General features: G+C 33.6%; 38 protein-coding genes. 36 read left to right on the top strand and 2 right to left on the bottom strand.

Features of this window, described 5'->3' with window-relative positions:
* Positions 1-10: 10 nt before the first annotated feature.
* From rpsJ to ACFQ1O_RS13040, 35 genes are all read left to right on the top strand, one after another.
* A complete protein-coding gene (gene rpsJ, locus ACFQ1O_RS12870) occupies positions 11-316 on the top strand; it encodes a 30S ribosomal protein S10 (protein ID WP_010181931.1) in 306 nt (101 codons plus the stop codon).
* Between the two features lie 166 nt (positions 317-482).
* The gene (gene rplC, locus ACFQ1O_RS12875; RefSeq protein ID WP_377716516.1) at positions 483-1100 is read left to right on the top strand and encodes a 50S ribosomal protein L3; all 618 of its coding nucleotides are present in this window, start codon (positions 483-485) and stop codon (positions 1098-1100) included.
* Entirely contained in the window at positions 1100-1729 is a 630-nt protein-coding gene (gene rplD / locus ACFQ1O_RS12880) for a 50S ribosomal protein L4 (RefSeq protein ID WP_377716520.1), read from the top strand. The genes rplC and rplD overlap by 1 nt, the downstream gene beginning before the upstream one ends.
* A 10-nt stretch (positions 1730-1739) precedes the next feature.
* Positions 1740-2030, top strand: coding sequence for a 50S ribosomal protein L23 (gene rplW / locus ACFQ1O_RS12885; protein WP_377716523.1), 291 nt, complete (start codon positions 1740-1742; stop codon positions 2028-2030).
* 16 nt (positions 2031-2046) lie between these two features.
* Positions 2047-2871: a 50S ribosomal protein L2 gene (rplB, locus tag ACFQ1O_RS12890; RefSeq protein ID WP_377716525.1), complete on the top strand. Its 825-nt coding sequence runs from the start codon at positions 2047-2049 to the stop codon at positions 2869-2871.
* A gap of 6 nt (positions 2872-2877) precedes the next feature.
* Positions 2878-3156 carry a 30S ribosomal protein S19 gene (rpsS, locus tag ACFQ1O_RS12895; RefSeq protein ID WP_377716527.1) on the top strand — a complete coding sequence of 93 codons (279 nt, stop codon included), beginning with the start codon at positions 2878-2880 and terminating at the stop codon, positions 3154-3156.
* Between the two features lie 5 nt (positions 3157-3161).
* Positions 3162-3569 carry a 50S ribosomal protein L22 gene (gene rplV / locus ACFQ1O_RS12900; protein WP_377716529.1) on the top strand — a complete coding sequence of 136 codons (408 nt, stop codon included), beginning with the start codon at positions 3162-3164 and terminating at the stop codon, positions 3567-3569.
* Positions 3570-3578: 9 nt separating this feature from the next.
* The gene (gene rpsC, locus ACFQ1O_RS12905; protein ID WP_377716531.1) at positions 3579-4301 is read left to right on the top strand and encodes a 30S ribosomal protein S3; all 723 of its coding nucleotides are present in this window, start codon (positions 3579-3581) and stop codon (positions 4299-4301) included.
* 16 nt (positions 4302-4317) lie between these two features.
* On the top strand, positions 4318-4737 hold the full coding sequence (gene rplP / locus ACFQ1O_RS12910; protein WP_377716533.1) for a 50S ribosomal protein L16: 420 nt from the start codon (positions 4318-4320) through the stop codon (positions 4735-4737).
* A gap of 23 nt (positions 4738-4760) precedes the next feature.
* On the top strand, positions 4761-4949 hold the full coding sequence (gene rpmC, locus ACFQ1O_RS12915; RefSeq protein ID WP_377716535.1) for a 50S ribosomal protein L29: 189 nt from the start codon (positions 4761-4763) through the stop codon (positions 4947-4949).
* A 15-nt stretch (positions 4950-4964) separates the two neighbouring features.
* Entirely contained in the window at positions 4965-5222 is a 258-nt protein-coding gene (gene rpsQ / locus ACFQ1O_RS12920) for a 30S ribosomal protein S17 (RefSeq protein WP_377716537.1), read from the top strand.
* A 2-nt stretch (positions 5223-5224) separates the two neighbouring features.
* Complete coding sequence (rplN, locus tag ACFQ1O_RS12925; protein ID WP_377716539.1) at positions 5225-5593, top strand: 50S ribosomal protein L14; 369 nt, start codon at positions 5225-5227, stop codon at positions 5591-5593.
* 14 nt (positions 5594-5607) lie between these two features.
* A complete protein-coding gene (rplX, locus tag ACFQ1O_RS12930; RefSeq protein ID WP_377716541.1) occupies positions 5608-5919 on the top strand; it encodes a 50S ribosomal protein L24 in 312 nt (103 codons plus the stop codon).
* Positions 5920-5921: 2 nt separating this feature from the next.
* Positions 5922-6473: a 50S ribosomal protein L5 gene (gene rplE / locus ACFQ1O_RS12935; RefSeq protein ID WP_377716543.1), complete on the top strand. Its 552-nt coding sequence runs from the start codon at positions 5922-5924 to the stop codon at positions 6471-6473.
* Between the two features lie 3 nt (positions 6474-6476).
* On the top strand, positions 6477-6746 hold the full coding sequence (gene rpsN / locus ACFQ1O_RS12940; protein WP_377716545.1) for a 30S ribosomal protein S14: 270 nt from the start codon (positions 6477-6479) through the stop codon (positions 6744-6746).
* A 74-nt stretch (positions 6747-6820) separates the two neighbouring features.
* Positions 6821-7216: a 30S ribosomal protein S8 gene (gene rpsH / locus ACFQ1O_RS12945; RefSeq protein WP_377716547.1), complete on the top strand. Its 396-nt coding sequence runs from the start codon at positions 6821-6823 to the stop codon at positions 7214-7216.
* Positions 7217-7235: 19 nt separating this feature from the next.
* Entirely contained in the window at positions 7236-7778 is a 543-nt protein-coding gene (gene rplF / locus ACFQ1O_RS12950; RefSeq protein ID WP_377716549.1) for a 50S ribosomal protein L6, read from the top strand.
* Positions 7779-7893: 115 nt separating this feature from the next.
* Complete coding sequence (rplR, locus tag ACFQ1O_RS12955; RefSeq protein WP_377716551.1) at positions 7894-8250, top strand: 50S ribosomal protein L18; 357 nt, start codon at positions 7894-7896, stop codon at positions 8248-8250.
* 6 nt (positions 8251-8256) lie between these two features.
* A complete protein-coding gene (rpsE, locus tag ACFQ1O_RS12960) occupies positions 8257-8781 on the top strand; it encodes a 30S ribosomal protein S5 (RefSeq protein ID WP_377716553.1) in 525 nt (174 codons plus the stop codon).
* An 11-nt stretch (positions 8782-8792) separates the two neighbouring features.
* Complete coding sequence (gene rpmD, locus ACFQ1O_RS12965) at positions 8793-8972, top strand: 50S ribosomal protein L30 (RefSeq protein WP_377716555.1); 180 nt, start codon at positions 8793-8795, stop codon at positions 8970-8972.
* Between the two features lie 16 nt (positions 8973-8988).
* Positions 8989-9441, top strand: coding sequence for a 50S ribosomal protein L15 (gene rplO / locus ACFQ1O_RS12970; protein WP_377716557.1), 453 nt, complete (start codon positions 8989-8991; stop codon positions 9439-9441).
* Between the two features lie 9 nt (positions 9442-9450).
* Positions 9451-10821 carry a preprotein translocase subunit SecY gene (gene secY / locus ACFQ1O_RS12975; RefSeq protein ID WP_377716559.1) on the top strand — a complete coding sequence of 457 codons (1371 nt, stop codon included), beginning with the start codon at positions 9451-9453 and terminating at the stop codon, positions 10819-10821.
* Positions 10822-10935: 114 nt separating this feature from the next.
* A complete protein-coding gene (gene infA, locus ACFQ1O_RS12980) occupies positions 10936-11151 on the top strand; it encodes a translation initiation factor IF-1 (protein WP_069674378.1) in 216 nt (71 codons plus the stop codon).
* 128 nt (positions 11152-11279) lie between these two features.
* The gene (gene ykgO / locus ACFQ1O_RS12985; RefSeq protein ID WP_073370549.1) at positions 11280-11396 is read left to right on the top strand and encodes a type B 50S ribosomal protein L36; all 117 of its coding nucleotides are present in this window, start codon (positions 11280-11282) and stop codon (positions 11394-11396) included.
* Between the two features lie 2 nt (positions 11397-11398).
* Positions 11399-11773, top strand: a complete 375-nt coding sequence (rpsM, locus tag ACFQ1O_RS12990) for a 30S ribosomal protein S13 (protein WP_377716563.1) — start codon at positions 11399-11401, stop codon at positions 11771-11773.
* 9 nt (positions 11774-11782) lie between these two features.
* Positions 11783-12169 carry a 30S ribosomal protein S11 gene (rpsK, locus tag ACFQ1O_RS12995; RefSeq protein ID WP_377716565.1) on the top strand — a complete coding sequence of 129 codons (387 nt, stop codon included), beginning with the start codon at positions 11783-11785 and terminating at the stop codon, positions 12167-12169.
* Between the two features lie 138 nt (positions 12170-12307).
* The gene (rpsD, locus tag ACFQ1O_RS13000; RefSeq protein ID WP_377716567.1) at positions 12308-12913 is read left to right on the top strand and encodes a 30S ribosomal protein S4; all 606 of its coding nucleotides are present in this window, start codon (positions 12308-12310) and stop codon (positions 12911-12913) included.
* 96 nt (positions 12914-13009) lie between these two features.
* Positions 13010-14002, top strand: coding sequence for a DNA-directed RNA polymerase subunit alpha (locus ACFQ1O_RS13005; RefSeq protein ID WP_377716569.1), 993 nt, complete (start codon positions 13010-13012; stop codon positions 14000-14002).
* Positions 14003-14063: 61 nt separating this feature from the next.
* Positions 14064-14531, top strand: a complete 468-nt coding sequence (gene rplQ / locus ACFQ1O_RS13010) for a 50S ribosomal protein L17 (RefSeq protein WP_377716571.1) — start codon at positions 14064-14066, stop codon at positions 14529-14531.
* 97 nt (positions 14532-14628) lie between these two features.
* The gene (gene carA / locus ACFQ1O_RS13015) at positions 14629-15750 is read left to right on the top strand and encodes a glutamine-hydrolyzing carbamoyl-phosphate synthase small subunit (RefSeq protein ID WP_377716573.1); all 1122 of its coding nucleotides are present in this window, start codon (positions 14629-14631) and stop codon (positions 15748-15750) included.
* A 54-nt stretch (positions 15751-15804) separates the two neighbouring features.
* The gene (gene eno, locus ACFQ1O_RS13020; RefSeq protein ID WP_377716575.1) at positions 15805-17094 is read left to right on the top strand and encodes a phosphopyruvate hydratase; all 1290 of its coding nucleotides are present in this window, start codon (positions 15805-15807) and stop codon (positions 17092-17094) included.
* 146 nt (positions 17095-17240) lie between these two features.
* A complete protein-coding gene (locus ACFQ1O_RS13025; RefSeq protein ID WP_377716578.1) occupies positions 17241-18527 on the top strand; it encodes a citrate synthase in 1287 nt (428 codons plus the stop codon).
* A gap of 161 nt (positions 18528-18688) precedes the next feature.
* Positions 18689-19648: an arginase gene (gene rocF, locus ACFQ1O_RS13030; protein WP_377716582.1), complete on the top strand. Its 960-nt coding sequence runs from the start codon at positions 18689-18691 to the stop codon at positions 19646-19648.
* Positions 19649-20569, top strand: a complete 921-nt coding sequence (ctlX, locus tag ACFQ1O_RS13035) for a citrulline utilization hydrolase CtlX (protein ID WP_377716584.1) — start codon at positions 19649-19651, stop codon at positions 20567-20569.
* Positions 20570-20588: 19 nt separating this feature from the next.
* The gene (locus ACFQ1O_RS13040) at positions 20589-20993 is read left to right on the top strand and encodes an RrF2 family transcriptional regulator (protein WP_377716586.1); all 405 of its coding nucleotides are present in this window, start codon (positions 20589-20591) and stop codon (positions 20991-20993) included.
* Between the two features lie 162 nt (positions 20994-21155).
* Here the strand turns inward: ACFQ1O_RS13040 and ACFQ1O_RS13045 are convergent, their stop codons facing one another.
* Positions 21156-21782 carry a MarC family NAAT transporter gene (locus tag ACFQ1O_RS13045; protein ID WP_377716589.1) on the bottom strand — a complete coding sequence of 209 codons (627 nt, stop codon included), beginning with the start codon at positions 21780-21782 and terminating at the stop codon, positions 21156-21158.
* 246 nt (positions 21783-22028) lie between these two features.
* Here ACFQ1O_RS13045 and argS point away from each other — a divergent pair, with 246 nt between their 5' ends.
* Positions 22029-23804 (top strand): arginine--tRNA ligase, encoded by a 1776-nt coding sequence (gene argS / locus ACFQ1O_RS13050; protein WP_377716591.1) that lies wholly within the window; start codon positions 22029-22031, stop codon positions 23802-23804.
* 64 nt (positions 23805-23868) lie between these two features.
* Here argS and ACFQ1O_RS13055 read toward each other — a convergent pair whose 3' ends face one another.
* Positions 23869-25035, bottom strand: a complete 1167-nt coding sequence (locus ACFQ1O_RS13055; RefSeq protein WP_377716593.1) for a hypothetical protein — start codon at positions 25033-25035, stop codon at positions 23869-23871.
* Positions 25036-25089 lie beyond the last annotated feature (54 nt).

A 25089-nucleotide genomic window follows, 5' to 3' on the forward strand; every position in this document is an offset into this window, starting at 1 on the left:
TTTAAGAAAAATGAGTCAAAAAATCAGAATAAAATTAAAGTCTTACGATCATAACTTAGTAGATAAGTCTGCTGAGAAGATTGTAAAAACAGTAAAGAGTACAGGTGCTGTTGTTACGGGTCCTATTCCTTTGCCTACTCATAAAAAGATATTTACAGTTTTACGTTCTCCACACGTAAACAAGAAATCTAGAGAGCAGTTTCAGTTAAGCTCTTATAAGAGATTATTAGATATCTACAGTTCTTCTTCTAAGACGATCGATGCGTTGATGAAGTTAGAATTACCAAGTGGTGTAGAGGTAGAGATTAAAGTGTGATAACTGCTTTCTAAAACGATAGTTTTAGAAGAACATGTCCTGAGCTGTTTGCAAAGGAAAAACGGATAAAATACAATTCAGGCTTGAAAGTATTTTTGAGCCTGAATTTTATCAAATAAATAATAATTATTAATCAGATTGCAATTGCAATCAAAAACTAAATTAAATGTCTGGGTTAATTGGAAAGAAAATCGGCATGACTAGTTTATTCGATGAAAACGGGAAAAACATTCCTTGTACAGTAATCGAAGCAGGTCCATGTGTCGTTACCCAAGTCAGAACCAAAGAGGTTGACGGGTATGAAGCTCTTCAGCTTGGTTTCGATGACAAGGCAGAAAAACGTGCTACTAAAGCGACTGTAGGTCACTTTAAAAAAGCAGGAACTTCGCCTAAGTACAAAGTTGTTGAATTCCAAGGATTTGAAGAAGAGTATAAATTAGGTGATGCTATCACTGTTGAACATTTTGCTGAAGGGGAATTCGTAGATGTATCTGCAACTTCTAAAGGTAAAGGTTTTCAGGGTGTTGTAAAGCGTCATGGTTTTGGTGGTGTAGGTCAAGCTACTCATGGTCAACACAACCGTTTAAGAGCTCCTGGTTCTATTGGTGCTGCGTCTTATCCTGCGAGAGTATTCAAGGGAATGAAGATGGCCGGAAGAATGGGTGGAGATAAAGTGAAAGTTCAAAATTTAAGAGTTTTAAAAGTAGTTCCAGAAAAGAACTTGCTTGTTGTTAAAGGAGCTATTCCTGGACACAAAAACGCTTATGTAACTATTGAGAAGTAATGAAAGTAGCAGTTTTAGATATAAACGGAAAAGAAACAGGTAGAAGTGTAGAGCTTTCTGATGCTGTTTTCGCTATTGAGCCTAACAATCACGCTGTTTATTTAGATGTTAAGCAATACTTGGCTAATCAACGTCAAGGAACGCATAAGGCTAAAGAAAGAGCTGAGATTGCTGGTTCTACTAGAAAAATTAAAAAACAAAAAGGAACTGGTACTGCAAGAGCAGGTTCTATCAAGTCTGGTGTTTTTAGAGGTGGTGGACGTATGTTCGGACCTAGACCAAGAAATTACGGTTTTAAATTAAATAAAAATGTTAAGCGTTTGGCTAGAAAAACAGCTTTTACTATTAAAGCTAGTGAGAAAAACCTTATCGTTTTAGAAGACGTAAATTTCGATTCTCCAAAGACTAAAGAATTCAAGAACATGTTGAGTTCCTTAGGGTTAGCAGATAAAAAATCATTGTTTGTGTTGGGTGAATCAAATAAAAATGTATATTTGTCGTCACGTAATTTGAAGCGTTCTAATGTTGTAAACTCTTCAGAATTAAGTACTTACGAATTAATGAATGCTAATTCGGTAGTTCTTTTTGAGAGTTCTTTAGAAGGAATAGTGTCGAATTTAACTAAATAATTGATTAAGAATGAGAATTTTAGTTAAGCCTATTATAACAGAAAAAGCTACTAATGCAAGTGAGTTAAGTAACTGCTTTACATTTGTAGTAGATAAGCGTGCTAATAAAGTAGAGATTAAAAAAGCGGTTGAGGCTGCTTATGGAGTTTCTGTTGAAAAAGTGCGTACTATTAACGTGAGACCAGATCGTTCTCAGCGTTATACAAAAACCGGAATATTAACTGCTAAGACCAATGCTTATAAGAAAGCAATGGTTCAGTTAGTTGAAGGTGATACGATTGATTTATATGCTAATATGTAAATAATAAAGACAAGAAATGTCAGTTAGAAAATTAAAACCAATCACGCCAGCTCAGCGTTTTAGAGTAGTAAATGGATTTGACGCCATCACTACTGATAAGCCGGAGAAAAGTTTATTGGCTCCGATAAAAAGGTCTGGTGGTAGAAACAGTCAAGGAAAAATGACTATGCGCTATAGAGGTGGTGGTCATAAAAGAAGGTATCGTATTATGGATTTCAAAAGAGAGCGTTTCGATGCTCCTGCTGAAGTTATGTCTATTCAGTACGATCCAAACAGAACTGCATTTATTGCGTTAGTGCAATATGCAGATGGAGAAAAAAGATATGTAATTGCTCAAAATGGTTTACAGGTTGGGCAAAAAATAGTTTCAGGTAAGTCGGTTGCTCCAGAAATTGGAAACGCTATGCCTTTAAGTGCTATTCCTTTAGGAACTATTATTTCTTGTATAGAATTACGTCCAACTCAAGGAGCTGTAATGGCTCGTTCTGCTGGAGCATTTGCTCAGTTAATGGCAAGAGATGGAAAGTATGCAACAATCAAATTGCCATCTGGTGAAACTAGAATGGTTTTAGCTGATTGTTTAGCTACTATTGGTGCGGTTTCTAATTCAGATCATCAATTAATGGTATCAGGTAAAGCTGGTAGAACAAGATGGTTAGGTAGAAGACCAAGAACTAGACCAGTAGCAATGAACCCTGTTGATCACCCAATGGGTGGTGGTGAAGGAAAATCTTCTGGAGGACACCCAAGATCAAGAAAAGGTTTACCTGCTAAAGGATTCAAGACTAGATCTAAGACCAAAGCGAGTAATAAGTATATTGTAGAACGTAGAAAGAAATAATAAGATATGGCACGTTCATTAAAAAAAGGACCTTATATTCATCATAGTTTAGAGAAGAAAGTTCAAGCAAACGTTGAGTCTGGTAAGAAAACAGTTATCAAGACTTGGTCAAGAGCTTCAATGATTTCTCCAGATATGGTAGGGCAAACAATTGCTGTTCATAATGGTCGTCAGTTTGTACCTGTTTATGTTACAGAGAACATGGTAGGTCATAAATTAGGAGAGTTTTCACCAACGCGTTCATTCCGTGGACATGCAGGTGCGAAAAATAAAGGTAAAAAATAGAAGCTATGGGAGTTCGTAAAAGAGAAATGGCCGATAGAATTAAGGCTGAGAAAAAGCAAACTGCTTTCGCAAAGTTGAATAACTGCCCTACATCACCAAGAAAAATGCGTTTAGTGGCGGATTTAGTAAGAGGTGAGCAAGTAGAAAAAGCGCTTCATATTTTAAGATTTAGCTCAAAAGAAGCTTCACGTCGTTTAGAAAAGTTATTGCTTTCTGCAATTGCAAATTGGCAAGCTAAAAACGAAGATGCAAGTATCGAAGATGCTGAGTTATATGTGAAAGAGATTAGAGTAGATGGAGGATCAATGTTAAAAAGATTGCGTCCAGCTCCTCAAGGTCGTGCACACAGAATTAGAAAAAGATCTAATCACGTTACATTAGTGTTAGGGTCAAATAATAATACACAAAGTTAAGATAACAGTATGGGACAAAAGACAAATCCAATCGGGAATCGCCTTGGTATAATCAGAGGATGGGAATCTAACTGGTACGGAGGTAACGACTACGGTGATAAACTTGCCGAAGACGATAAGATTAGAAAATATATCCACGCTCGTTTATCTAAAGCTAGTGTTTCAAGAGTAATAATCGAGAGAACTCTTAAACTTGTAACCGTTACTATCACTACGGCTCGTCCAGGTATCATTATTGGTAAAGGAGGTCAAGAGGTAGACAAGTTAAAAGAAGAGCTTAAGAAAATTACTGGTAAGGAAGTTCAAATTAACATATTTGAAATTAAGCGTCCTGAATTAGATGCTCATTTAGTTGCAAGTAGTATTGCGCGTCAGATCGAGAATAGAATCTCTTACAAGCGTGCTATTAAAATGGCTATACAAGCTGCAATGAGAATGAACTCTGAAGGGATTAAAGTTCAGATATCTGGTCGTTTGAATGGTGCTGAAATGGCGCGTTCGGAGGCTTACAAAGATGGAAGAATTCCTTTGTCTACTTTTAGAGCAGACATTGATTACTCACTTGTAGAGGCTCATACTACTTATGGTAGATTGGGAATCAAAGTTTGGATCATGAAAGGTGAAGTTTATGGTAAAAGAGAACTTTCTCCATTAGTTGGTTTATCTAAGAAGCAACAAGGTGGAAAAGGCGCTGGACGCGGCGGGAACAACAAACCACGTCGTAGAAAGTAATTAAACAAAAGAGAAAATGTTACAGCCAAAAAGAACAAAGTATCGTAAAGTACAGAAGGGCCGTATGAAGGGTAACTCTAATAGAGGTCACCAACTTTCTAATGGAATGTTTGGTATCAAATCATTAGATGCATCATTTATTACTGCTCGTCAAATAGAAGCTGCACGTATTGCTGCTACTCGTTATATGAAAAGGGAAGGTCAGTTATGGATTAAAATTTTTCCAGACAAGCCAATTACAAAAAAGCCTCTTGAAGTACGTATGGGTAAAGGTAAAGGTGGAGTTGAGTATTGGGCAGCTGTTGTAAAGCCAGGTAAAATTTTGTTTGAAATTGGGGGAGTACCTCAAGAGGTTGCTAGAGAAGCATTGCGTTTAGCAGCACAAAAGTTACCGGTTAAAACTAAGTATGTAATAGCTAGAGATTACGAAGCGTAATTTAAATTTATTAAAGATTTATTATGAAACAATCAGAAATAAAAGATCTGTCTACAGCTGATTTACAAGATAAGCTTGTTGAGCTTAGAAAGAGTTATGCTGAATTACAAATGGCACACGCTATCCAGCCTTTGGATAATCCGTTACAATTGCGTACGTCAAGAAGAACTATAGCTAGGGTTTCAACAGAGCTAACAAAAAGAGAATTATAATAATTCTGCTGAAAGATGGAAAAAAGAAACTTAAGAAAAGAAAGAATAGGGGTTGTTACTAGTAACAAAATGATGAAATCAATAGTGGTTTCTGAGGTGAAAAAAGTAAAGCACCCTATGTACGGTAAGTTCGTTTTAAAAACGAAGAAGTACGTTGCTCACGATGAGCAAAACGATTGTAATATTGGAGATACTGTAAAGATCATGGAAACAAGACCTTTAAGTAAATCTAAATGTTGGAGATTAGTAGAAATAATTGAAAGAGCGAAATAATTATGTTACAACAAGAATCAAGACTTAGAGTTGCAGATAATACAGGAGCAAAGGAAGTTTTAACTATCCGTGTTCTTGGTGGAACTAAAAGAAGGTATGCTTCAGTAGGAGATAAAATTGTTGTTACAGTTAAAGACGTAACACCTAACGGTTCAGTTAAAAAAGGACAAGTTTCTACAGCTGTAGTGGTAAGAACTAAAAAGGAAATAAGAAGACCAGATGGTTCTTATATCCGTTTTGATGATAATGCATGTGTATTATTAAACCCTACAGGTGAGATGAGAGGAACTCGTGTTTTCGGACCAGTTGCAAGAGAACTTCGTGATAAGCAATTTATGAAAATTGTATCATTAGCGCCAGAGGTGCTTTAATACATCCAGAAAAGATGACAAAATTAAAGATTAAAACAGGAGATACGGTTAGAGTTATTGCTGGTGAGCATAAAGGATCTGAAGGTAAGGTTACCAAGATTTTTCATGCCAAAAACAGAGCAATAGTAGAAGAAGTTAACATGGTTTCTAAGCATGTTAAGCCAAGCGCTCAAAACCCTCAAGGTGGTATTGTAAAAAAAGAAGCTTCTATTCATGTTTCTAACTTATCGTTGTTGACTTCTAAAGGAGAAACAACAAGAGTTGGTTACAAGATGGAAGGTGATAAGAAAGTAAGATTTTCTAAAAAATCTAATGAAGTAATTTAGTTATGACTTACGTACCAAGATTAAAACAAGAGTATAAGGACAGAATTGTTGCTGCTCTTACAGAAGAATACAGTTATAAAAATGTAATGCAAGTTCCTAAATTAGAGAAGATTGTTCTTTCTCGTGGTGTAGGTGCTGCTGTTGCAGATAAGAAACAGATAGATCATGCTATTGACGAGTTAACTAAAATTACTGGTCAGCAAGCAATAGCTACTATTTCTAAGAAAGATGTTGCTTCTTTCAAATTGCGTAAAGGGATGCCAATTGGAGCTAAAGTTACGTTAAGAGGAGAAAGAATGTATGAGTTTTTAGATCGTTTAATTACTGCTTCTTTACCACGTGTTAGAGATTTTCAAGGAATCAAGGCAAATGGTTTTGACGGAAGAGGTAATTACAACTTAGGAATTACAGAGCAAATTATTTTCCCAGAAATTAACATCGATAAGGTGAATAAGATTTCGGGTATGGATATTACTTTTGTAACTTCTGCTGATACAGATAAAGAAGCAAAGTCATTATTAACAGAATTAGGTTTACCTTTTAAAAAGAACTAAGACATGGCAAAAGAATCAATGAAAGCCCGTGAGGTGAAGAGACAAAAATTGGTTGCAAAGTATGCTGCAAAAAGAAAAGCTTTAAAAGAAGCTGGAGATTATGAAGCATTACAAAAGTTACCTAAAAACGCTTCGCCAGTACGTTTACATAACAGATGTAAATTAACAGGTAGACCAAAAGGTTATATGCGTCAGTTCGGAATTTCTCGTGTTACATTCAGAGAAATGGCTAACCAAGGATTAATTCCTGGTGTTAAAAAGGCAAGCTGGTAATAAAAAGTATTTAATTGGTTTCAGGTTTCCCCTGAAGAGTTCAGGGGGAAAACCAAAACCGCAAATTTATATAGATGTATACAGATCCTATATCAGATTATTTGACAAGAGTTAGAAATGCTGTAAGAGCTAACCATAAAGTGGTTGAGATTCCAGCTTCTAATTTGAAAAAAGAAATAACTAAGATCTTATTTGATCAAGGTTATATATTAAGTTACAAATTCGAAGATTCGAAAGTACAAGGAACTATTAAAATAGCTTTAAAGTACGGAGAGAATAAAGAGTCTGTAATTAAAAAAATCCAAAGAGTTAGTAAGCCAGGTTTACGTAAGTATGCGGGTTCTACTGAATTACCAAGAATTTTAAATGGCTTAGGTATTGCTATAGTTTCAACTTCTAAAGGAGTTATGACTGATAAGCAAGCACGTCAAGAGAATGTTGGTGGAGAAGTTCTTTGTTTCGTTTACTAATTTTTAAAAGGAAAAAGAAATGTCAAGAATCGGTAAAAGTCCAATCACAATTCCAGCAGGAGTTACAGTTGATGTAAAAGACGAACAAGTAACAGTAAAAGGAAAGTTAGGAGAATTAACTCAAGACGTTCAAGATATTACTGTAAAAATAGAAGATGGTGTTATAACATTAGAGCGTCCCTCTGATGCTAAACAGCATAGAGCTAAGCATGGTTTATACAGAGCTTTAATTAATAATATGATTGAAGGTGTGTCTAAAGGATTTACTAAAGAATTAGAACTAGTTGGTGTTGGTTACAGAGCAAGTAATCAAGGTAACAAATTAGATTTAGCTTTAGGTTTTTCTCATAACATAGTAATGGATATTGCTCCTGAAGTTAAAGTAGAAACTGTTTCAGAAAAGGGTAAAAATCCAATCGTAAAATTAACTTCTCACGATAAGCAATTAGTAGGTCAGGTAGCGGCTAAAATCCGTTCTTACCGTAAGCCAGAGCCATATAAAGGTAAAGGTGTTAAGTTTGTAGGTGAAGTTATTAGAAGAAAAGCTGGTAAGTCGGCTTAATATTTTAAGTTTGTAGTTTGGGAAACAAAAAGGATTATTTTTTCCGTTAAATTTTATAATACTTTTTGTTTTCTAAATTCCATCTTACTATTAATAAATAGTTAAAAATTAACAAATGAAATTATCAAAAAACGATAGAAGAGCGCGTATTCATAACAGAATCAGAAAGACAGTTTCTGGTACTGCTGTAAGACCACGTTTAGCTGTTTTTAGAAGTAATAAAGAAATCTATGCTCAGGTTATAGATGATGTTGCTGGTAAGACATTAGCTGCAGCTTCTTCTAGAGATAAAGAAATTAGTTCTCAGTCAGGTACAAAATCTGAAATAGCGACTATGGTTGGTAAAGCCATTGCAGAGAAGGCTGCTAAAGCAGGTGTAGATATTGTCTCTTTTGATAGAGGTGGTAACTTATACCATGGTAGAGTAAAGTCATTAGCTGAAGGAGCTAGAGAAGGTGGATTAAAATTCTAAGAAATTATGTATCAGAAATACAAAAACGCAGAACTAGTAAAACCAACAGGATTAGAATTAAAAGATCGTTTAGTTGGTGTACAGCGTGTAACTAAAGTAACAAAAGGGGGTAGAGCCTTCGGTTTTTCTGCTATTGTAGTAGTAGGAGATGAGAATGGTGTTGTTGGTCACGGTTTAGGTAAGTCTAAAGATGTTGCCAGTGCTATCGCTAAAGCTATAGAAGACGCTAAGAAAAATTTAGTACGTATTCCTTTACGTAAAGGTACGTTACCACACCCTCAAAAAGGGAAGTTTGGTGGTGCAAGAGTAAACATTATGCCTGCAGCTCCTGGTACAGGAGTAATATCTGGTGGTGCTATGCGTCACGTATTAGAAGCAGTTGGAGTTCATGATGTATTATCTAAGTCTCAAGGTTCTTCTAACCCTCATAATGTTGTTAAGGCAACTTTTGATGCGTTATTACAATTAAGAGGAGCAGATACTATTGCTAAGCAGCGTGGTATTACTTTAGAGAAATTGTTTAAAGGATAAACCTAGGAAAGATGGCAAAGATCAAAGTAACAAAAACAAGAAGTGCAATTAACAGACCAGCAAGACAAAAAGCTACATTAATAGCTTTAGGTTTAAAGAAGATTGGTCAAACAGTTGAGCACGATGCTACACCAAATATCCTTGGTATGGTAAATAAAGTTAAACATTTAGTTTCTGTACAAGAAGCTTAATATAAATCTTATAGCGATGAGTTTAAGTAATTTAAAACCAGCTTCAGGTTCAGTACATAATAATTCTAAGAGAGTTGGTAGAGGCCAAGGATCAGGAAAAGGTGGTACTGCTACAAGAGGTCATAAAGGGGCTAAGTCTAGATCTGGATATTCGAGAAAGATCGGTTTTGAAGGAGGTCAAATGCCTTTACAAAGACGTGTGCCTAAGTTCGGTTTCACAAACATTAACCGTAAAGAGTATGCAGGTGTAAATCTTGATACTTTACAAGGGTTAGTTGATACCGGAGTAATTACTGATACTGTAGATTTAGAAACGTTAGTAGCTAACAGAGTTGTTGGTAAAAACGATTTAGTTAAAATCTTAGGTAGAGGAGAATTAAAAGCAAGTTTAAAAATATCTGTTCATAAGTTTACTGCTACTGCAAAAGCTGCTATTGAGGCTGCTGGTGGTGAAGCTGTAACTTTATAAACTTATTTTATGAAAAAAATAATAGAATCAATAAAAAGTGTTTGGCAAATAACAGAGTTAAAAGAGAAAATTCTTTTAACTCTAAGTTTGTTGTTGGTGTACAGATTTGGTGCACAAATTGTATTACCTGGAATTGACGTAAGTGAATTAGGCAAACTTGGCGAAACTTTTGGTGGAGGAGGTTTTTTAGGAATATTAAATGCCTTTACCGGAGGAGCCTTATCTAAAGCATCAGTATTTGCTTTAGGTATTATGCCTTATATTTCTGCTTCTATTGTTGTGCAATTAATGCAAGTTGCAATTCCTTATTTGCAAAAATTACAAAAAGAAGGAGCGAGTGGTCAGAAAAAAATTACTCAAATAACAAGATGGTTAACTATCTTAATTTGTTTAGTTCAAGCACCATTCTATCTTACAGGTTTACAACAGTTAGGTGTTCCTGCATCTGCATTTGGTGAATTAGGAGCTCCAGACTTAATAGGTAACACTTTTATGACCCTAATTTGGGTGTTTATTTTAGTTGCCGGATGTATTTTTGCAATGTGGTTAGGTGAAAAAATTACTGATAAAGGGATAGGAAATGGTATCTCATTATTAATTATGGTAGGTATTATTGCTACCTTACCAAGTTCTTTTGTTCAAGAAGTTATGTCTAGATTTTCTGGAGAAGCTGGAACAGGAGGGTTAATGATGATTTTATTAGAGGTTGTTGTTTGGTTGGTAATTATATTATTGTCTATTATGCTAATTATGGCTGTAAGACAAGTTCCTGTGCAGTACGCACGTCGTTCTGCTGTTGGAGGATATGAAGAAGGAGCTAGACAATTTTTACCTTTAAAATTAAATGCTTCTGGAGTAATGCCAATCATTTTTGCTCAAGCAATTATGTTTGTGCCTGCTGCATTAGGTAATGCTTTTGGTGACGGTGAAGTAGCTCAGTTCTTAAAAACTGAGTTTGGGAACATGTTTGGTTTCTGGTATAATTTAGTATTTGCTTTATTAATTATTGTATTTACATATTTATACACTGCAATGATGCCTCAAAGCAATCCTAATAAAATGGCTGAAGATTTAAAACGTAGTAATGGTTTTATTCCGGGTATTAAACCTGGAACAGAAACAGCAGACTATCTAGATAAAATTATGTCTAATATAACCTTGCCAGGTTCTGTGTTTTTAGCGCTTATAGCAATATTACCTGCTTTTGCGTATAATTTAATGGGATTACAACAAGGATGGGCATTGTTTTACGGAGGTACTTCTTTATTAATTTTAGTAGGGGTAGCGATAGATACAATGCAACAAGTAAATGCTTATTTATTAAATAAACATTACGACGGTTTAATGCAATCAGGTAAAAATAGAAAAGCAGTAGCGTAATTAGGCGCTAGTCGTTGGTTAATCTTGAAGTTAGGTTAAAATAGTTCCTTAAAATATTTTGGTACATAATTTGTAAACTAACGATTGATAACTAATAACTAATAACTAAATAAAATGGCAAAGCAACCAGCAATAGAACAAGACGGTAGTATTATAGAAGCATTATCTAATGCTATGTTTAGAGTAGAATTAGAGAATGGACATATAGTTACCGCTCATATCTCAGGTAAGATGCGTATGCATTATATAAAGCTATTACCAGGAGATAAAGTAAAGCTAGAAATGAGTCCTTATGACTTGTCTAAAGCAAGAATAACATACAGGTACTAAAATACTTGTGTTAAAATTATAAATATTCTAGCAATTTAATTACTTTTGCGCTCTCGTTTAAGTAATTAAGTTGCAACGAGTAAAAAATGTAAGTGATTTGCTTGCATTTAATATTAAATTTTTAACAGATGAAAGTAAGAGCATCAGTAAAAAAAAGAAGTGCAGAGTGCAAAATCGTACGTCGTAAAGGAAGATTGTACGTTATTAATAAAAAGAATCCTAGATTTAAACAAAGACAAGGGTAATTATGGCAAGAATTGCAGGTGTTGATATCCCAAAACATAAAAGGGGTGTAATCGCATTGACATATATATTCGGTGTTGGGTCTAGCAGAGCTAAAGAAGTATTAGCTAATGCAGGAGTTGACGAGAATATCAAAGTGTCAGATTGGAACGATGAACAAATTGGTAAAATCCGTGAGCAGGTAGGTACATATACTATCGAAGGAGAATTACGTACTGAAATTCAATTAAACATTAAGCGTTTAATGGATATCGGATGTAACAGAGGAATCCGTCACAGAGCTGGTTTACCATTAAGAGGACAACGTACTAAGAACAACTCTAGAACAAGAAAAGGAAGAAGAAAAACAGTTGCTAACAAGAAAAAAGCAACTAAATAATAAGTAATCATGGCAAAAGCAAAAAGCACAAAAAAACGTAAAGTTGTAGTTGAGGCAATTGGTGAAGCACATGTTACTTCATCTTTCAACAACATCATTGTTTCGTTAACAAACAAAAAAGGTGATGTTATTTCTTGGTCATCAGCAGGTAAAATGGGCTTTAGAGGTTCTAAAAAGAACACACCTTATGCAGCTCAATTAGCAGCAGAAGATGCGTCTAAAGTAGCTCATGAAGCTGGTTTAAGAAAAGTAAAAGTTTATGTAAAAGGACCTGGTAACGGTAGAGAGTCTGCTATCAGATCTATCCATAATTCAGGTATTGATGTTACAGAAATCATTGATGTAACTCCAATTCCTCACAATGGTTGTAGACCACCAAAAAGAAGAAGAGTATAATTATACTACAAGTTACAGAAGCACAGTAAAGCTGTGTTTCTGTTTTTTTATATTTAATAATCATTGAGAGGAATAAACGGTTATCGAAGGATTAAAGTAAGACCTTAATTCATAACCCCTCTCACAATTTTTTTAGAAATGGCAAGATATACTGGTCCAAAAACTAAAATTGCTCGTAAATTCGGTGAAGCAATTTTCGGAGATGATAAATCTTTTGAAAAAAGAAATTATCCTCCAGGTCAACATGGTAACAACAGAAGAAGAGGTAAAAAATCTGAGTATGCTATCCAATTGGCTGAAAAGCAAAAAGCTAAATATACTTATGGTATATTAGAGCGTCAATTCTCTAACTTATTTAAGAAAGCATCTGCTAGTAAAGGTATTACTGGTGAAGTTTTATTACAATTATGTGAGTCTAGATTAGATAACGTAGTGTATAGAATGGGTGTTTCTCCTTCAAGAAATGGAGCACGTCAGTTAGTATCTCACAGACACATTACAGTTAACGGAGAAATAGTAAATATTCCTTCTTACCAATTAAAAGCTGGAGATGTTGTTGGTGTAAGAGAAAAATCTAAATCTTTAGTTGCTATTGAGAATTCATTAGCTGCTAATAGTAATGTTTATGAGTGGATGACTTTTAACTCAGCTACTAAAGAAGGAACTTTTGTTTCTGTTCCTGCTAGAGTTCAGATTCCTGAAAACATTAAAGAGCAATTAATAGTAGAATTATATTCTAAATAATAAATTAATCATATTGAAGCTTGGCCAAAGGGTTTGTTCGTGTTTCTTCAAACTTATAAACCGCGCAACTAAGTAACAATTAAAACGAAGAAAAAAATGGCGATATTAAATTTCCAAAAACCAGATAAGGTAATCATGATTGACTCTTCTGAATTCGAAGGTAAATTCGAGTTTAGACCATTAGAGCCTGGTTATGGTTTAACAGTAGGTAATGCTTTAAGAAGAGTTTTATTATCTTCTTTAGAAGGTTTTGCTATTACTTCGACACGTATAGAAGGTGTAGATCATGAGTTTTCTACAATCTCTGGTGTAGTTGAAGATGTTACTGAAATTATCTTAAACTTAAAGCAAGTACGTTTTAAGCAACAAATAGAAGATGTAGATAACGAAACTGTTTCAATATCTGTATCTGGAAAAGAGCAGTTAACTGCTGGAGATTTCCAAAAATTTATTTCTGGTTTCCAAGTATTAAATTCAGATTTAGTAATCTGTAATTTAGATCCGAAAGTTACCATTAATATGGAAATCACTATTGAAAAAGGTAGAGGTTATGTTCCTGCAGAAGAAAATAAAAAAGCTACTGCTCCATTAGGAACTATCTTTGTAGATTCTATCTACACGCCAATTAAAAATGTTAAGTATAGTATAGAAAACTTCCGTGTTGAGCAAAAAACCGATTACGAAAAATTAGTTTTTGAAATTAGCACAGATGGATCTATTCATCCTAAAGAAGCTTTAACAGAAGCTGCTAAAATCTTAATTCACCACTTTATGTTATTCTCTGACGAGCGTATCACTTTAGAGGCTGATGAGATTGCTCAAACAGAGACCTACGATGAAGAATCGTTACATATGAGACAATTGCTTAAGACTAAGCTTGTTGATATGGACTTATCTGTTCGTGCATTGAACTGTTTAAAAGCGGCAGAAGTAGATACTTTAGGAGACTTAGTTTCTTTTAATAAAAATGATTTAATGAAGTTCCGTAACTTCGGTAAAAAATCTTTAACAGAGCTTGAAGAGCTTGTAAACGTTAAAGGTTTAAATTTCGGAATGGATTTAAGTAAATATAAATTAGATAAAGATTAATTCATCATATTTTGCTCCTCAATAGTGGGTTGAAGCAAGATGATGTTAAATTTAAAATGTCATGAGACACGGTAAAAAAGTAAACCATTTAGGTAGAAAAACTGCACACAGAAAGGCAATGTTAGCTAATATGGCTTGTTCATTAATAGAGCACAAGCGTATTAATACAACTGTTGCAAAAGCTAAAGCTTTAAAGCAATTTGTAGAGCCTCTAGTAACTAAATCTAAATCAGATACAACGCATAACCGTCGTTTAGTTTTTTCTAAATTAAGACAAAAAGATGCAGTAACTGAATTATTTAGAGAAGTAGCTACTAAAGTTGCTGATAGACCAGGAGGTTACACTAGAATTATCAAATTAGGTAATCGTTTAGGTGATAATGCAGATATGGCTATGATTGAGTTAGTAGATTACAATGAAATCTATAACGCAGATAAAAAGGCTGCTAAGAAATCTACTCGTCGTGGTAGAGCTAAAAAAGCTGCTGCTCCTGCTGTTGAGACTCAAGCAACTCAAGAAGAAGAATAGAATGATTTCGTATTCGTAAATAATAAAGGATAAACTTTTTAGTTTATCCTTTTTTTTATACTTAATTTTGCACACCAAATAACACACAACACAGCACATGAAATATCAATCTCGTAAAAAAGCAATTTTATTATTAGCTGATGGAACTATTTTCTATGGTAAATCAGTAGGAGATAAAGAAGGAACTTCTTTTGGAGAAGTTTGTTTTAACACGGGTATGACTGGTTATCAAGAAATCTTTACAGATCCGTCTTACTTTGGTCAGTTAATGGTTACCGCCAATGTACATATTGGTAACTATGGTACAAATGAAAATGAAAATGAATCTGATAGCGTTAAAATATCAGGTTTAATTTGTAGAAACTTTAGTTATGATTATTCTAGGGTTGATGCTAAAGAATCTCTAGAAGATTTTTTAAATGCGAATAATCTATTCGCTATATCAGATGTAGATACAAGAGCATTGGTTTCATATATTAGAGATAATGGAGCTATGAATGCTGTGATTTCTACTGATGTTGATAATATAGAAGGTTTAAAAAAGCAATTGGCAGAAGTTCCAAACATGAATGGTTTAGAGTTGGCTTCAAAAGTTTCAACCAAAGAGCCATACTTTTTTGGTGATGAAAATGCTTCTTTAAAAGTTGCTGCTTTAGATATCGGAATAAAAAGAAATATTTTAAGAAACATAGCTTCTAGAGGAGTTTATGTTAAGGTTTTTCCATACAATGCAACTTTTGAAGAAATGAGTGCTTGGAATCCTGATGGGTATTTCTTGTCTAACGGACCTGGAGATCCAGAACCATTAGTAGAAGCTCAAGCTGTTGCTAAAGAGATTATAAAAAGAGATTTACCATTGTTTGGAATTTGTCTTGGGCATCAAGTAATAGCAATTGCTAATGGTATCTCTACTTTTAAAATGCATAATGGTCACAGAGGAATAAATCATCCAGTTAAAAACTTAGCAACTGGAAAAGGTGAGATTACATCTCAAAATCATGGATTTGCTGTAGATAGAGAATCGGCAGAAGCAAATACTGATGTTGAAGTTTCTCATGTTCATTTAAATGATCATACTGTAGCTGGACTTAAAATGAAAAATAAGAATTGTTTTTCGGTTCAGTATCACCCAGAAGCAAGTCCAGGGCCTCACGATTCAGCGTATTTGTTTGATCAATTTGTGGCCAATATTAAAAAAGCTAAATTACAACAAGCATAAACTAAAAACAGGCCCAATCGGGCCTGTAAATTTTTAACTATAATACAACAAATTATGGGTATGATTATTAACATTCATGCAAGACAAATTTTAGACTCAAGAGGAAATCCAACTGTTGAAGTAGATGTTACTACAGAAAATGGGGTAATGGGTAGAGCAGCTGTTCCTTCAGGAGCATCAACTGGTGAACATGAAGCAGTTGAGTTACGTGATGGAGGGAAAGCTTTTATGGGAAAAGGAGTGTCTAAAGCTGTAGAAAATGTTAACACGCTTATAGCAGAAGAATTATTAGGGATTTCTGTTTTTGAGCAAAATACTATAGATCAATTGATGATAGATTTAGATGGAACTCCAAATAAATCTAAATTAGGAGCTAATGCTATTTTAGGAGTTTCTTTAGCTTGTGCTAAAGCAGCGGCTAATGAATTAGGATTGCCTTTGTATAGATATATTGGAGGAGTTTCTGCTAATACATTGCCAGTTCCTATGATGAATATTATTAATGGTGGTTCTCATAGTGATGCTCCAATTGCTTTTCAAGAGTTTATGGTAATGCCAGTAAAAGCTAAAAACTTTACTGAAGCAATGCAAATGGGTACAGAGATTTTCCATCATTTAAAGAAAGTATTAAAAGATAGAAATTTATCTACTGCAGTTGGAGATGAAGGAGGTTTTGCACCGACTTTAGATGGTACTGAAGATGCGTTAGATTCAATCAAGTTAGCTGTAGAGAATGCAGGTTATAGTTTTGGAGATGAAATCATGATCGCTTTAGATTGTGCTGCTGCTGAATTCTATGTAAATGGTAAATATGATTATACTAAGTTCGAAGGTGATAAAGGAGCTGTAAGAACTTCAGAAGAGCAGGCACAATATTTAGCAGATTTAACAACAAAATATCCAATTATCTCTATTGAAGATGGAATGGATGAAAACGATTGGGATGGTTGGAAAACTTTAACTGAAAAAGTTGGAGATAAAGTTCAATTAGTTGGAGATGATTTATTTGTAACTAATGTAGAGCGTTTATCGAGAGGTATAGAAAATAATACTGCTAATTCAATTTTAATTAAAGTAAACCAAATAGGTACTTTAACAGAGACAATTGCAGCAGTTAATATGGCTCATAATGCAGGTTATACGTCTGTAATGTCTCACCGATCTGGAGAAACAGAAGATAATACTATAGCAGATTTGGCAGTAGCCTTAAACTGTGGACAAATTAAAACTGGTTCTGCCTCTCGTTCAGATAGAATGGCTAAGTACAATCAACTATTGCGTATAGAAGAAGAGTTAGGAATGGTTGCTTATTATCCGCAAGAAAAAGCGTTTAAAGTAAAGTAATTATAAGCGTATTATAAAATTATACAAAGCCTTGTTAGGAAGTAGACTAACAAGGCTTTTTTTATGTTAAAATTTAATTTTATGTTAACATGAAATTTTGTAAATTCGTGCGAATTAATAAATAATTAAAAAGGAAGGAAAAGACAATGTCAGAAATAGCTACTTTAGAAGTAAACGGTAAAAAAATAGAATTCCCAGTAATTGTTGGTACAGAGAACGAAGTTGCCATAGATATTAAAACATTAAGAGGAGCATCTGGAGGTGTAGTAACTATAGATCCGGGGTATAAGAATACAGGTTCTTGTCAGAGTGCCATAACCTTTTTAAATGGAGAAGAAGGAATTTTAAGATACCGTGGTTATTCTATAGAAGAGTTAGCAGAGAAAGCTGATTTCTTAGAAGTAGCGTATTTATTAATTTTTGGAGAATTGCCAACAGCTGAGCAATTAGAAAAATTCCATGCTGATATAAAAGCTGAAGCTCATGTAGATGAAGATGTTAAGAAAATATTAGATGGTTTTCCTAAATCAGCACATCCAATGGGAGTTCTGTCGTCATTAACTAGTGCCTTAATAGCGTTCAACCCTAGCTCTGTAAACGTAGATTCAGAAGAAGATATGTACAATGCAATAGTTAAGGTGTTGGGGAAATTTCCAGTTTTAACAGCTTGGGCTCATAGAAAGAGAATGGGATTACCTTTAGATTACGGTGATGATAATTTAGGTTATGTTGAAAATTTCATGAAAATGATGTTTAATAGGCCTAATAAAGAGTACAAGGCCAACCCAATAGTTACTAATGCTTTAGACAAGTTACTTATTTTACACGCAGATCACGAACAAAATTGTTCTACTTCTACAGTGCGTATAGTAGGATCTTCTCACGCAGGTTTATATGTTTCTTTATCGGCAGGTATATCTGCTTTATGGGGACCTTTGCACGGTGGAGCTAATCAAGCAGTATTAGAAATGTTAGAAGCTATTAAGCTAGATGGTGGAGATACTAAAAAGTATATGGGAAAAGCTAAAGATAAGGCAGATCCTTTCCGTTTAATGGGGTTCGGTCATAGAGTTTATAAAAACTTCGACCCTCGTGCTAAAATCATTAAAGTTGCTGCTGATGAAGTACTAGCAGATTTAGGAGTTAACGATCCTATTTTAGATATAGCTAAAGGATTAGAGCAAGAAGCATTGTCTGATTCTTATTTTGTAGATAGAAAATTATATCCAAACGTAGATTTCTATTCGGGAATTATTTACAGAGCTATGGGAATACCTGTAGAAATGTTTACGCCGATGTTTGCATTAGGTCGTTTACCAGGTTGGATAGCTCAATGGAGAGAAATGCGCTTGCGTAAGGAACCAATTGGTCGTCCTCGTCAGATTTATACAGGAGAAAATTTAAGATCTTTCAAACCTGTAAATGAAAGATAGCATCATATAAATTAACCTTAAAGTGTGTCATACAAAGCTTGTCTATGTAGGCACACTTTTTTTATACAAAAAAAGACTAGTGGTATAATTTCGACCTGTAACTTTAACAGTGTCTTTTAAACTAGTATTTTTGTCTGATTGTAAAAGAAAAAGAAATCAAGATGAGTAAATCGATAAAAATTATAAAAAACAGATCTGATATTGGAGCTGGAACCAGAGGGTCTGATTTAGGAATTGATGCTATAGAGATAGCAGCTATTAATGAAAAGAATGATTATTTTAATCAGTTTGATTTTGAAGATTTAGAAACAGAGAATGAGTCGATTTATAATAAAGTTACCAATTCTTTTGCTAAAAGAGTAAAAAGTGTTTACGAGCAATGTGAAAGGCTGAGTACTTCTGTTGCAAGAAATATTAACGAAGGTAATTTTCCGTTAGTAATATCAGGAGATCATTCATCTGCTTTAGGAACTATTTCTGGAATCAAAGCTGCTCATCCCAATAAAAGATTAGGAGTTGTATGGATTGATGCTCATGCAGATATACATTCACCTTATACTTCTCCTTCAGGTAATATTCATGGAATGCCTTTGGCTGCTGCTTTAGCCGATGATAATTTAGATTGCCAAATAAACGAGGTAACTGGAGATACTGAAAAGTATTGGAATGCCATGAAAAATATTGGCGTCGATGGGGCTAAAGTTTTAGCACAAGATGTAGTTTATTTTGGAGTAAGAGATACTGAAGAACCAGAAGACAAGCAAATTGCAAAGCTTGGAATTAAAAACTATATGGTTCATGAGGTGCGTTATAGAGGTTTAGAAACCTGCGTAAATGAAGTTTTAGATACTATGTCAAACTGCGATATGATTTATATTTCGTTTGATGTAGATAGTATGGATTGTGATTTAATATCTTACGGAACAGGAACACCGGTGCCTAAAGGGTTTGATCAACATGAAATTATAGCAATTATCAATCAGTTATTAGCATCTAAAAAGGTTGCTTCTGTTGAGTTTGTAGAAGTAAACCCACTATTAGATTTTAAAGGTAATAAAATGGCTGAAACTGCTTTCGAAGTGTTAGATGCGGTTACAAAACAATTAAAAGAAGTGCTGTAATTGAATAAGCAGACTACAAATACGGTTTTAATGGTTCGGCCAGTTGCTTTTGTTAAAAATGAACAAACAGCTATATCGAATCATTTTCAACAAGATATTTTGTCTACTCCAAATGCGATCCAAGAAAAGGCTTTAAAAGAGTTTAATGGTTTTGTAAAGGCATTAAAAGATGTAGGTGTTAAAGTGTTGGTAATAGAAGATACTAAAGAACCACATACTCCAGATTCTATTTTCCCGAATAATTGGATATCTTTTCATGAAGGAGGTACTGTTGCTGTATATCCTATGGAAGCCGTTAATCGTAGAGATGAACGTAGAGAAGAGGTTTTAGAGCTAGTGGAGGAAAACGGACTTCAGATCAATAATGTTATCGATTATACTGAAGCAGAAGAGGAAGGTGTTTTTCTAGAAGGAACCGGAAGTATGGTTTTAGATAGGCAATATAAGAAAGCTTATTGTGCATTATCCTCTAGAGCAGACGAAGATTTATTTGTAGAGTTTTGCGAGGATTTTGATTATGATCCAGTTATTTTTAGAGCTAATCAAACCGTAAAAGGGAATAGGAAACCTATTTATCATACAAATGTGATGCTTTGTATAGGTGAAAAATTTGCAGTTATTTGTTTGGATGCGATAGATGATAAAAAGGAAAAGAAAAATGTTTTACAACATTTAAAGCAAACTAATAAAGATATTATTGCAATAACGGAAGAACAGATGCATTCTTTTGCTGGCAATATGTTAGAGTTAAAAGGAAATAATAAGCAAATTCTTGTAATGAGTACTCAAGCAAGAGAAAGTTTAAAAACTGAGCAACTTGTTAAACTTGAAAAATATTGTTACCTTTTGACGGTAAATATATCAACTATAGAAACTTTAGGTGGCGGAAGTGCTAGATGCATGTTAGCTGAAGTTTTTTAACCCTTTATAGACCCAGTATATGTTATCAAAGAAGACTAAATACGGATTAAAAGCACTAAGCTATATTTCTCAAAAAGAAATTGGCACTCCAATACTAATATCTGAGATTGCTGAAGAAAAGAATATTCCAAGAAAATTTTTGGAAGCAATATTACTACAGTTAAAAAATAGTGGCTTTCTGGGGTCTAAAAAAGGAAAAGGAGGAGGGTATTATTTACTTAAAGATCCTGAGAGTGTTTCATTAGCTGCATTGATTAGAGTTTTAGAAGGGCCTATTGCAATGTTACCCTGTGTTAGTTTAAATTTTTATGAAAAGTGTGACGATTGTATAAGTGAAGATGTTTGTAGTTTACACACTTTAATGTCTGAGGTTAGAGATAGTACCTTAGGAATATTAGAAGGTAAAAAATTATCAGATTTATAATGTCAAAAAGCTTTATGAATATTGATGTTTATCTTGTTAATAGTACATTTTGGGGTAAATGTAGTTTAATAGCTATATATTACAAATCCGTTAGAGGATAAGGGTTTGTGATTTTATTAGAAGTTTCTAGTGAAACTATTTATATAGAGGAGTGTTACCTAGTTATGGTAGCGTAGTTAAAAAAGAAGTTATTCCAGCCCATAAATATTCTATTCCTAAGGCAATAACAATAAAACCAATTATTCTTGATATCGAATTTATACCATTAGGGCCAAGAACTCTAATAATATATTGCGACCCTCTCATCATAATATAACAAATAAGACAAACTAAAAGAACAGCAATTAAAGTTGTAGTAATTTGGCTAGTGTTTGTGTACTCTTCGTTTAAACTAATTAATAATGAAATAGAACCAGGTCCAGCCATCATAGGAATGGCTAAGGGGGTTAGAGAAATTTTCTCTCTATCGTGAGCGGCTTGTTTTCGAGCTTTATTCATACCCCTGTTTTTAGAGAACTCACCTTTCAATAAGGCAAAACCTGATGAAGCAATAACCAAGCCTCCAGCAACTTTAAGAGCACTTAAGGTAATGCCAAAAAAAGCTAAAACATATTTTCCAACAAAAAACGAAATAACAAGTATTACAAAAACATTGATGCTTGCTAATAATGAGGTTTTGTTAATTTCTTTTCTGGTGTCACCCTCAGTTAAACTAACAAAAATAGGTACTGTGCCTAAAGGATTCATAACCGAAAATAAAGCTCCAAATATATAAAGGAATAATTCCATTTTTTAAAAATTTGGGCAAATGAACATCTTTTTTTTGGTTTAACAATAAGAGACAAGAATAACTTTTGTTAACTAAAAGTGAATTTCTTCAAACGGTGTGTTTTTAACGATTAAAAGCTGATAATTGTTTTTTATAGATGTATTTGTGTGGTGAAACTAACAAATATAAATACCTAAATATGTGGTTTTAAAAAGTAGTTATGTAATGAATTAAATTATCTTTGCAGCTTAATTATTTGAAGTATCATGAGTATTCAGGAAATCTTAACAGCAGAGGTAAAAAAAGCTGTGCAGTCTATTTTTAATATTGAGTTACCAACGGTAGAGTTTCAAGCAACGCGTAAAGAATTTGAAGGTGATGTTACAGTGGTTGTGTTTTCTATGCTAAGGTCTATAAAAGGGAATCCGGTACAAATAGGTGAAGCGATTGGACAATACTTAGTAGATAATGTAAAAGAAATTACAGCTTTTAATGTTGTTAAAGGTTTTTTGAATTTAGTGATAGATAATAATTACTACATTTCTGTATTCAATACAATTAGAGGAGAAGAGAATTATGGTTTTGTTTCTCCTAAAGAAGGAGAAAAAGCAGTAATGGTAGAATATTCTTCGCCAAATACAAATAAGCCGTTACATCTAGGGCATGTAAGAAATGTATTGTTAGGATATTCGGTTGCTGAAATTATAAAAGCTTCCGGAAAAAAAGTATACAAGACTCAAATTATAAACGATAGAGGAATTCATATTTGTAAATCGATGTTGGCTTGGCAGCGATTTGGAAATGGAGAAACACCGGATTCAAGTGGGTTAAAAGGAGACAAATTAGTAGGTAAGTATTACGTAGCTTTTGATAAAGCTTATAAAGAAGAAATTGCTGGTTTAATAGAAGGGGGAATAAATGAAGAAGAGGCTAAGAAAGAAGCACCTATATTTAAAGAAGCACAAGAAATGCTGCGTAAATGGGAAGCTGGAGATAAAGATGTAGTGGCACTTTGGGAGAAAATGAACCAATGGGTGTATGATGGGTTTGAGGTAACCTATAAAAACATAGGTGTTGATTTTGATTCTTATTATTATGAAAGTAATACCTATTTATTAGGAAAAGATAATATTGAAGATGGGTTGGCTAGAGGGGTTTTCTTTAAAAAAGAAGACGGTTCTGTTTGGTGCGATTTAACAGAAGACGGATTAGATGAAAAACTGGTATTGCGTTCAGATGGTACGGCAGTTTATATGACTCAAGATATAGGTACTGCTATTCAGCGTATTAAAGATAATCCAGATGTTGGCGGAATGATTTATACGGTAGGGAATGAGCAAGACTATCATTTTAAAGTATTGTTCTTGATTTTAAAGAAATTAGGTTATGATTGGGCCGAGAACCTATCGCATTTAAGTTACGGAATGGTAGATCTTCCTTCTGGTAAAATGAAGAGTAGAGAAGGAACGGTAGTAGATGCAGATGACTTAATGGATGAAATGACCACTACAGCTAAAGAGATTTCTCAAGAATTAGGAAAGCTTGACGGGTATTCTGAAGAAGAGAAAAACCAAGTATATAATACAATAGGTTTAGGAGCTTTAAAATACTTTATATTAAAGGTCGATCCTAAAAAACGTATTTTATTCGATCCGAAAGAGTCGGTAGACTTTCAAGGTAATACAGGACCATTTATTCAATATACTTATGCTAGGATTCAAGCAATTTTAAGAAAAGCTGATTTTGATACTTCAAAAGCTGTAGATGTTGAATTACATGAAAAAGAAAAAGAGCTGATAAAACAAGTAATGTTGTATCCTGAAACGATCCAACAAGCTGCTAAAAATGAAAGCCCAGCATTAATAGCTAATTACACTTATGATTTAGTAAAGCTTTATAACTCTTTCTTTCAAAATGTTTCAATTTTTGGAGCAGACACCCAAGAAGAAAAAGTGTTTAGAGTTCAGTTGTCTAAAGTAGTAGGAGATGTAATAAAATCTGCTTTTGGATTATTGGGAGTTCGAGTTCCAGAGAGAATGTAAAATAAAAAAATAAAAAAGGCTGATTTTAAACAAATCAACCTTTTTTATTTGAAGCTTAAGGATGTTAATTATATAAGTTGATATTCGAACCGTCGAAATGGCCAAAACCGTATTGAGAAGTTAAGAAAACAAATTGTTCTTCTCCAGTAAAGACAATCTTTTTCACGTTAATTAGTTTTCCGTACTCATGAGAGATAGCACCTTCATATAGTAGGACATTAGGATCTATAATAAGTTCATTATTTAACTGCCCTTCTTTTTTAGTTATTTTATAAAATCCATAATTAGAGTAGTAATACAAAGATTTATCATAAGAATTAAAGGCTACCTGCCCAATAATCTCATTACGTTGGAGTTTTAGTTGTTTTTCTAAATGCTCTTTTGCCTGGTAAAAGTCCTTGGTTGGAGTTTTAGTATAAGCAAATATTCCACTATTTCTATGCGAATATGGTAAACCCTCGCTAAAGTAATAATTCCCTTTTTCATCTTGACAAATAGACTTCAGACCAAAATATAGAGGTGCTTCCACGGGGAATTTAAAACTATATTCTTTCCCTTCTTTTTTTATATAGAAGTCATACTTTTTTAGTTGTTTCTTTCTTAAAACAGCCATGTATTCTTCTTTGCTATTATAATCTTTCTTATCATCAGGAACAAGAAGTAATTTATTGTTTACATAAGAACTTTTTTTAGTGTCGAAAATAAAGACCTCAGAAAATTTACCAAAGTCATAACTAATCCAAATACGGTCTTTAGAATCTATATAGGTTAAGTTAGGTTTTCTAAGTTTGTTGTTTTTGTAGCTATAAATTCCATTGCCAATTCTGTGTTTTTCGGTAGGTAAAAAGTACTTGCTATTAAATTTTATACCCTTACTAGATAATGAAGCTATTTGGTTGTTTTTGGTTTTAAAAATAGCATAAGGTTTCCCTGTAAAACCACCTTCTTTTTTCCATTTATTAGTACTTGTTTCTTTAAAGATTTCACCGTCTGTTGTTGCACAGTATATATCATCTTTTTTAGTTTTAGTAACGCAAGATATGTTCTTTTTGATGTATTTTATAGAACCATCTTTCATATCCCATACAACTAATTTATTGGTTTTAGAAACAGCATAAACCAAGCTGTTCTTAACTTCAATATCTACATACTTACTTTCTGGCAGTTTGGCTTTTTGTGAATAAGTACTTAATGAAGTAAAAAGAATAAGGTAAAGAAGTTTTTTAAACATTAAATTTGTTATTGTGTTGATTATGTGTTTAAAATTACAATTTTTATCAATAGA

Origin of the sequence: Pseudofulvibacter geojedonensis (assembly GCF_042675745.1) — a bacterium.
In the GTDB taxonomy this organism is placed as follows: domain Bacteria; phylum Bacteroidota; class Bacteroidia; order Flavobacteriales; family Flavobacteriaceae; genus Pseudofulvibacter; species Pseudofulvibacter geojedonensis.

Coding starts and splice junctions, on each gene's coding strand:
- rpsJ (WP_010181931.1), top strand. CDS start 11: ATGAGTCAAAAAATCAGAATAAAATTAAAGTCTTACGATCATAACTTA.
- rplC (WP_377716516.1), top strand. CDS start 483: ATGTCTGGGTTAATTGGAAAGAAAATCGGCATGACTAGTTTATTCGAT.
- rplD (WP_377716520.1), top strand. CDS start 1,100: ATGAAAGTAGCAGTTTTAGATATAAACGGAAAAGAAACAGGTAGAAGT.
- rplW (WP_377716523.1), top strand. CDS start 1,740: ATGAGAATTTTAGTTAAGCCTATTATAACAGAAAAAGCTACTAATGCA.
- rplB (WP_377716525.1), top strand. CDS start 2,047: ATGTCAGTTAGAAAATTAAAACCAATCACGCCAGCTCAGCGTTTTAGA.
- rpsS (WP_377716527.1), top strand. CDS start 2,878: ATGGCACGTTCATTAAAAAAAGGACCTTATATTCATCATAGTTTAGAG.
- rplV (WP_377716529.1), top strand. CDS start 3,162: ATGGGAGTTCGTAAAAGAGAAATGGCCGATAGAATTAAGGCTGAGAAA.
- rpsC (WP_377716531.1), top strand. CDS start 3,579: ATGGGACAAAAGACAAATCCAATCGGGAATCGCCTTGGTATAATCAGA.
- rplP (WP_377716533.1), top strand. CDS start 4,318: ATGTTACAGCCAAAAAGAACAAAGTATCGTAAAGTACAGAAGGGCCGT.
- rpmC (WP_377716535.1), top strand. CDS start 4,761: ATGAAACAATCAGAAATAAAAGATCTGTCTACAGCTGATTTACAAGAT.
- rpsQ (WP_377716537.1), top strand. CDS start 4,965: ATGGAAAAAAGAAACTTAAGAAAAGAAAGAATAGGGGTTGTTACTAGT.
- rplN (WP_377716539.1), top strand. CDS start 5,225: ATGTTACAACAAGAATCAAGACTTAGAGTTGCAGATAATACAGGAGCA.
- rplX (WP_377716541.1), top strand. CDS start 5,608: ATGACAAAATTAAAGATTAAAACAGGAGATACGGTTAGAGTTATTGCT.
- rplE (WP_377716543.1), top strand. CDS start 5,922: ATGACTTACGTACCAAGATTAAAACAAGAGTATAAGGACAGAATTGTT.
- rpsN (WP_377716545.1), top strand. CDS start 6,477: ATGGCAAAAGAATCAATGAAAGCCCGTGAGGTGAAGAGACAAAAATTG.
- rpsH (WP_377716547.1), top strand. CDS start 6,821: ATGTATACAGATCCTATATCAGATTATTTGACAAGAGTTAGAAATGCT.
- rplF (WP_377716549.1), top strand. CDS start 7,236: ATGTCAAGAATCGGTAAAAGTCCAATCACAATTCCAGCAGGAGTTACA.
- rplR (WP_377716551.1), top strand. CDS start 7,894: ATGAAATTATCAAAAAACGATAGAAGAGCGCGTATTCATAACAGAATC.
- rpsE (WP_377716553.1), top strand. CDS start 8,257: ATGTATCAGAAATACAAAAACGCAGAACTAGTAAAACCAACAGGATTA.
- rpmD (WP_377716555.1), top strand. CDS start 8,793: ATGGCAAAGATCAAAGTAACAAAAACAAGAAGTGCAATTAACAGACCA.
- rplO (WP_377716557.1), top strand. CDS start 8,989: ATGAGTTTAAGTAATTTAAAACCAGCTTCAGGTTCAGTACATAATAAT.
- secY (WP_377716559.1), top strand. CDS start 9,451: ATGAAAAAAATAATAGAATCAATAAAAAGTGTTTGGCAAATAACAGAG.
- infA (WP_069674378.1), top strand. CDS start 10,936: ATGGCAAAGCAACCAGCAATAGAACAAGACGGTAGTATTATAGAAGCA.
- ykgO (WP_073370549.1), top strand. CDS start 11,280: ATGAAAGTAAGAGCATCAGTAAAAAAAAGAAGTGCAGAGTGCAAAATC.
- rpsM (WP_377716563.1), top strand. CDS start 11,399: ATGGCAAGAATTGCAGGTGTTGATATCCCAAAACATAAAAGGGGTGTA.
- rpsK (WP_377716565.1), top strand. CDS start 11,783: ATGGCAAAAGCAAAAAGCACAAAAAAACGTAAAGTTGTAGTTGAGGCA.
- rpsD (WP_377716567.1), top strand. CDS start 12,308: ATGGCAAGATATACTGGTCCAAAAACTAAAATTGCTCGTAAATTCGGT.
- ACFQ1O_RS13005 (WP_377716569.1), top strand. CDS start 13,010: ATGGCGATATTAAATTTCCAAAAACCAGATAAGGTAATCATGATTGAC.
- rplQ (WP_377716571.1), top strand. CDS start 14,064: ATGAGACACGGTAAAAAAGTAAACCATTTAGGTAGAAAAACTGCACAC.
- carA (WP_377716573.1), top strand. CDS start 14,629: ATGAAATATCAATCTCGTAAAAAAGCAATTTTATTATTAGCTGATGGA.
- eno (WP_377716575.1), top strand. CDS start 15,805: ATGGGTATGATTATTAACATTCATGCAAGACAAATTTTAGACTCAAGA.
- ACFQ1O_RS13025 (WP_377716578.1), top strand. CDS start 17,241: ATGTCAGAAATAGCTACTTTAGAAGTAAACGGTAAAAAAATAGAATTC.
- rocF (WP_377716582.1), top strand. CDS start 18,689: ATGAGTAAATCGATAAAAATTATAAAAAACAGATCTGATATTGGAGCT.
- ACFQ1O_RS13040 (WP_377716586.1), top strand. CDS start 20,589: ATGTTATCAAAGAAGACTAAATACGGATTAAAAGCACTAAGCTATATT.
- ACFQ1O_RS13045 (WP_377716589.1), bottom strand. CDS start 21,782: ATGGAATTATTCCTTTATATATTTGGAGCTTTATTTTCGGTTATGAAT.
- argS (WP_377716591.1), top strand. CDS start 22,029: ATGAGTATTCAGGAAATCTTAACAGCAGAGGTAAAAAAAGCTGTGCAG.
- ACFQ1O_RS13055 (WP_377716593.1), bottom strand. CDS start 25,035: ATGTTTAAAAAACTTCTTTACCTTATTCTTTTTACTTCATTAAGTACT.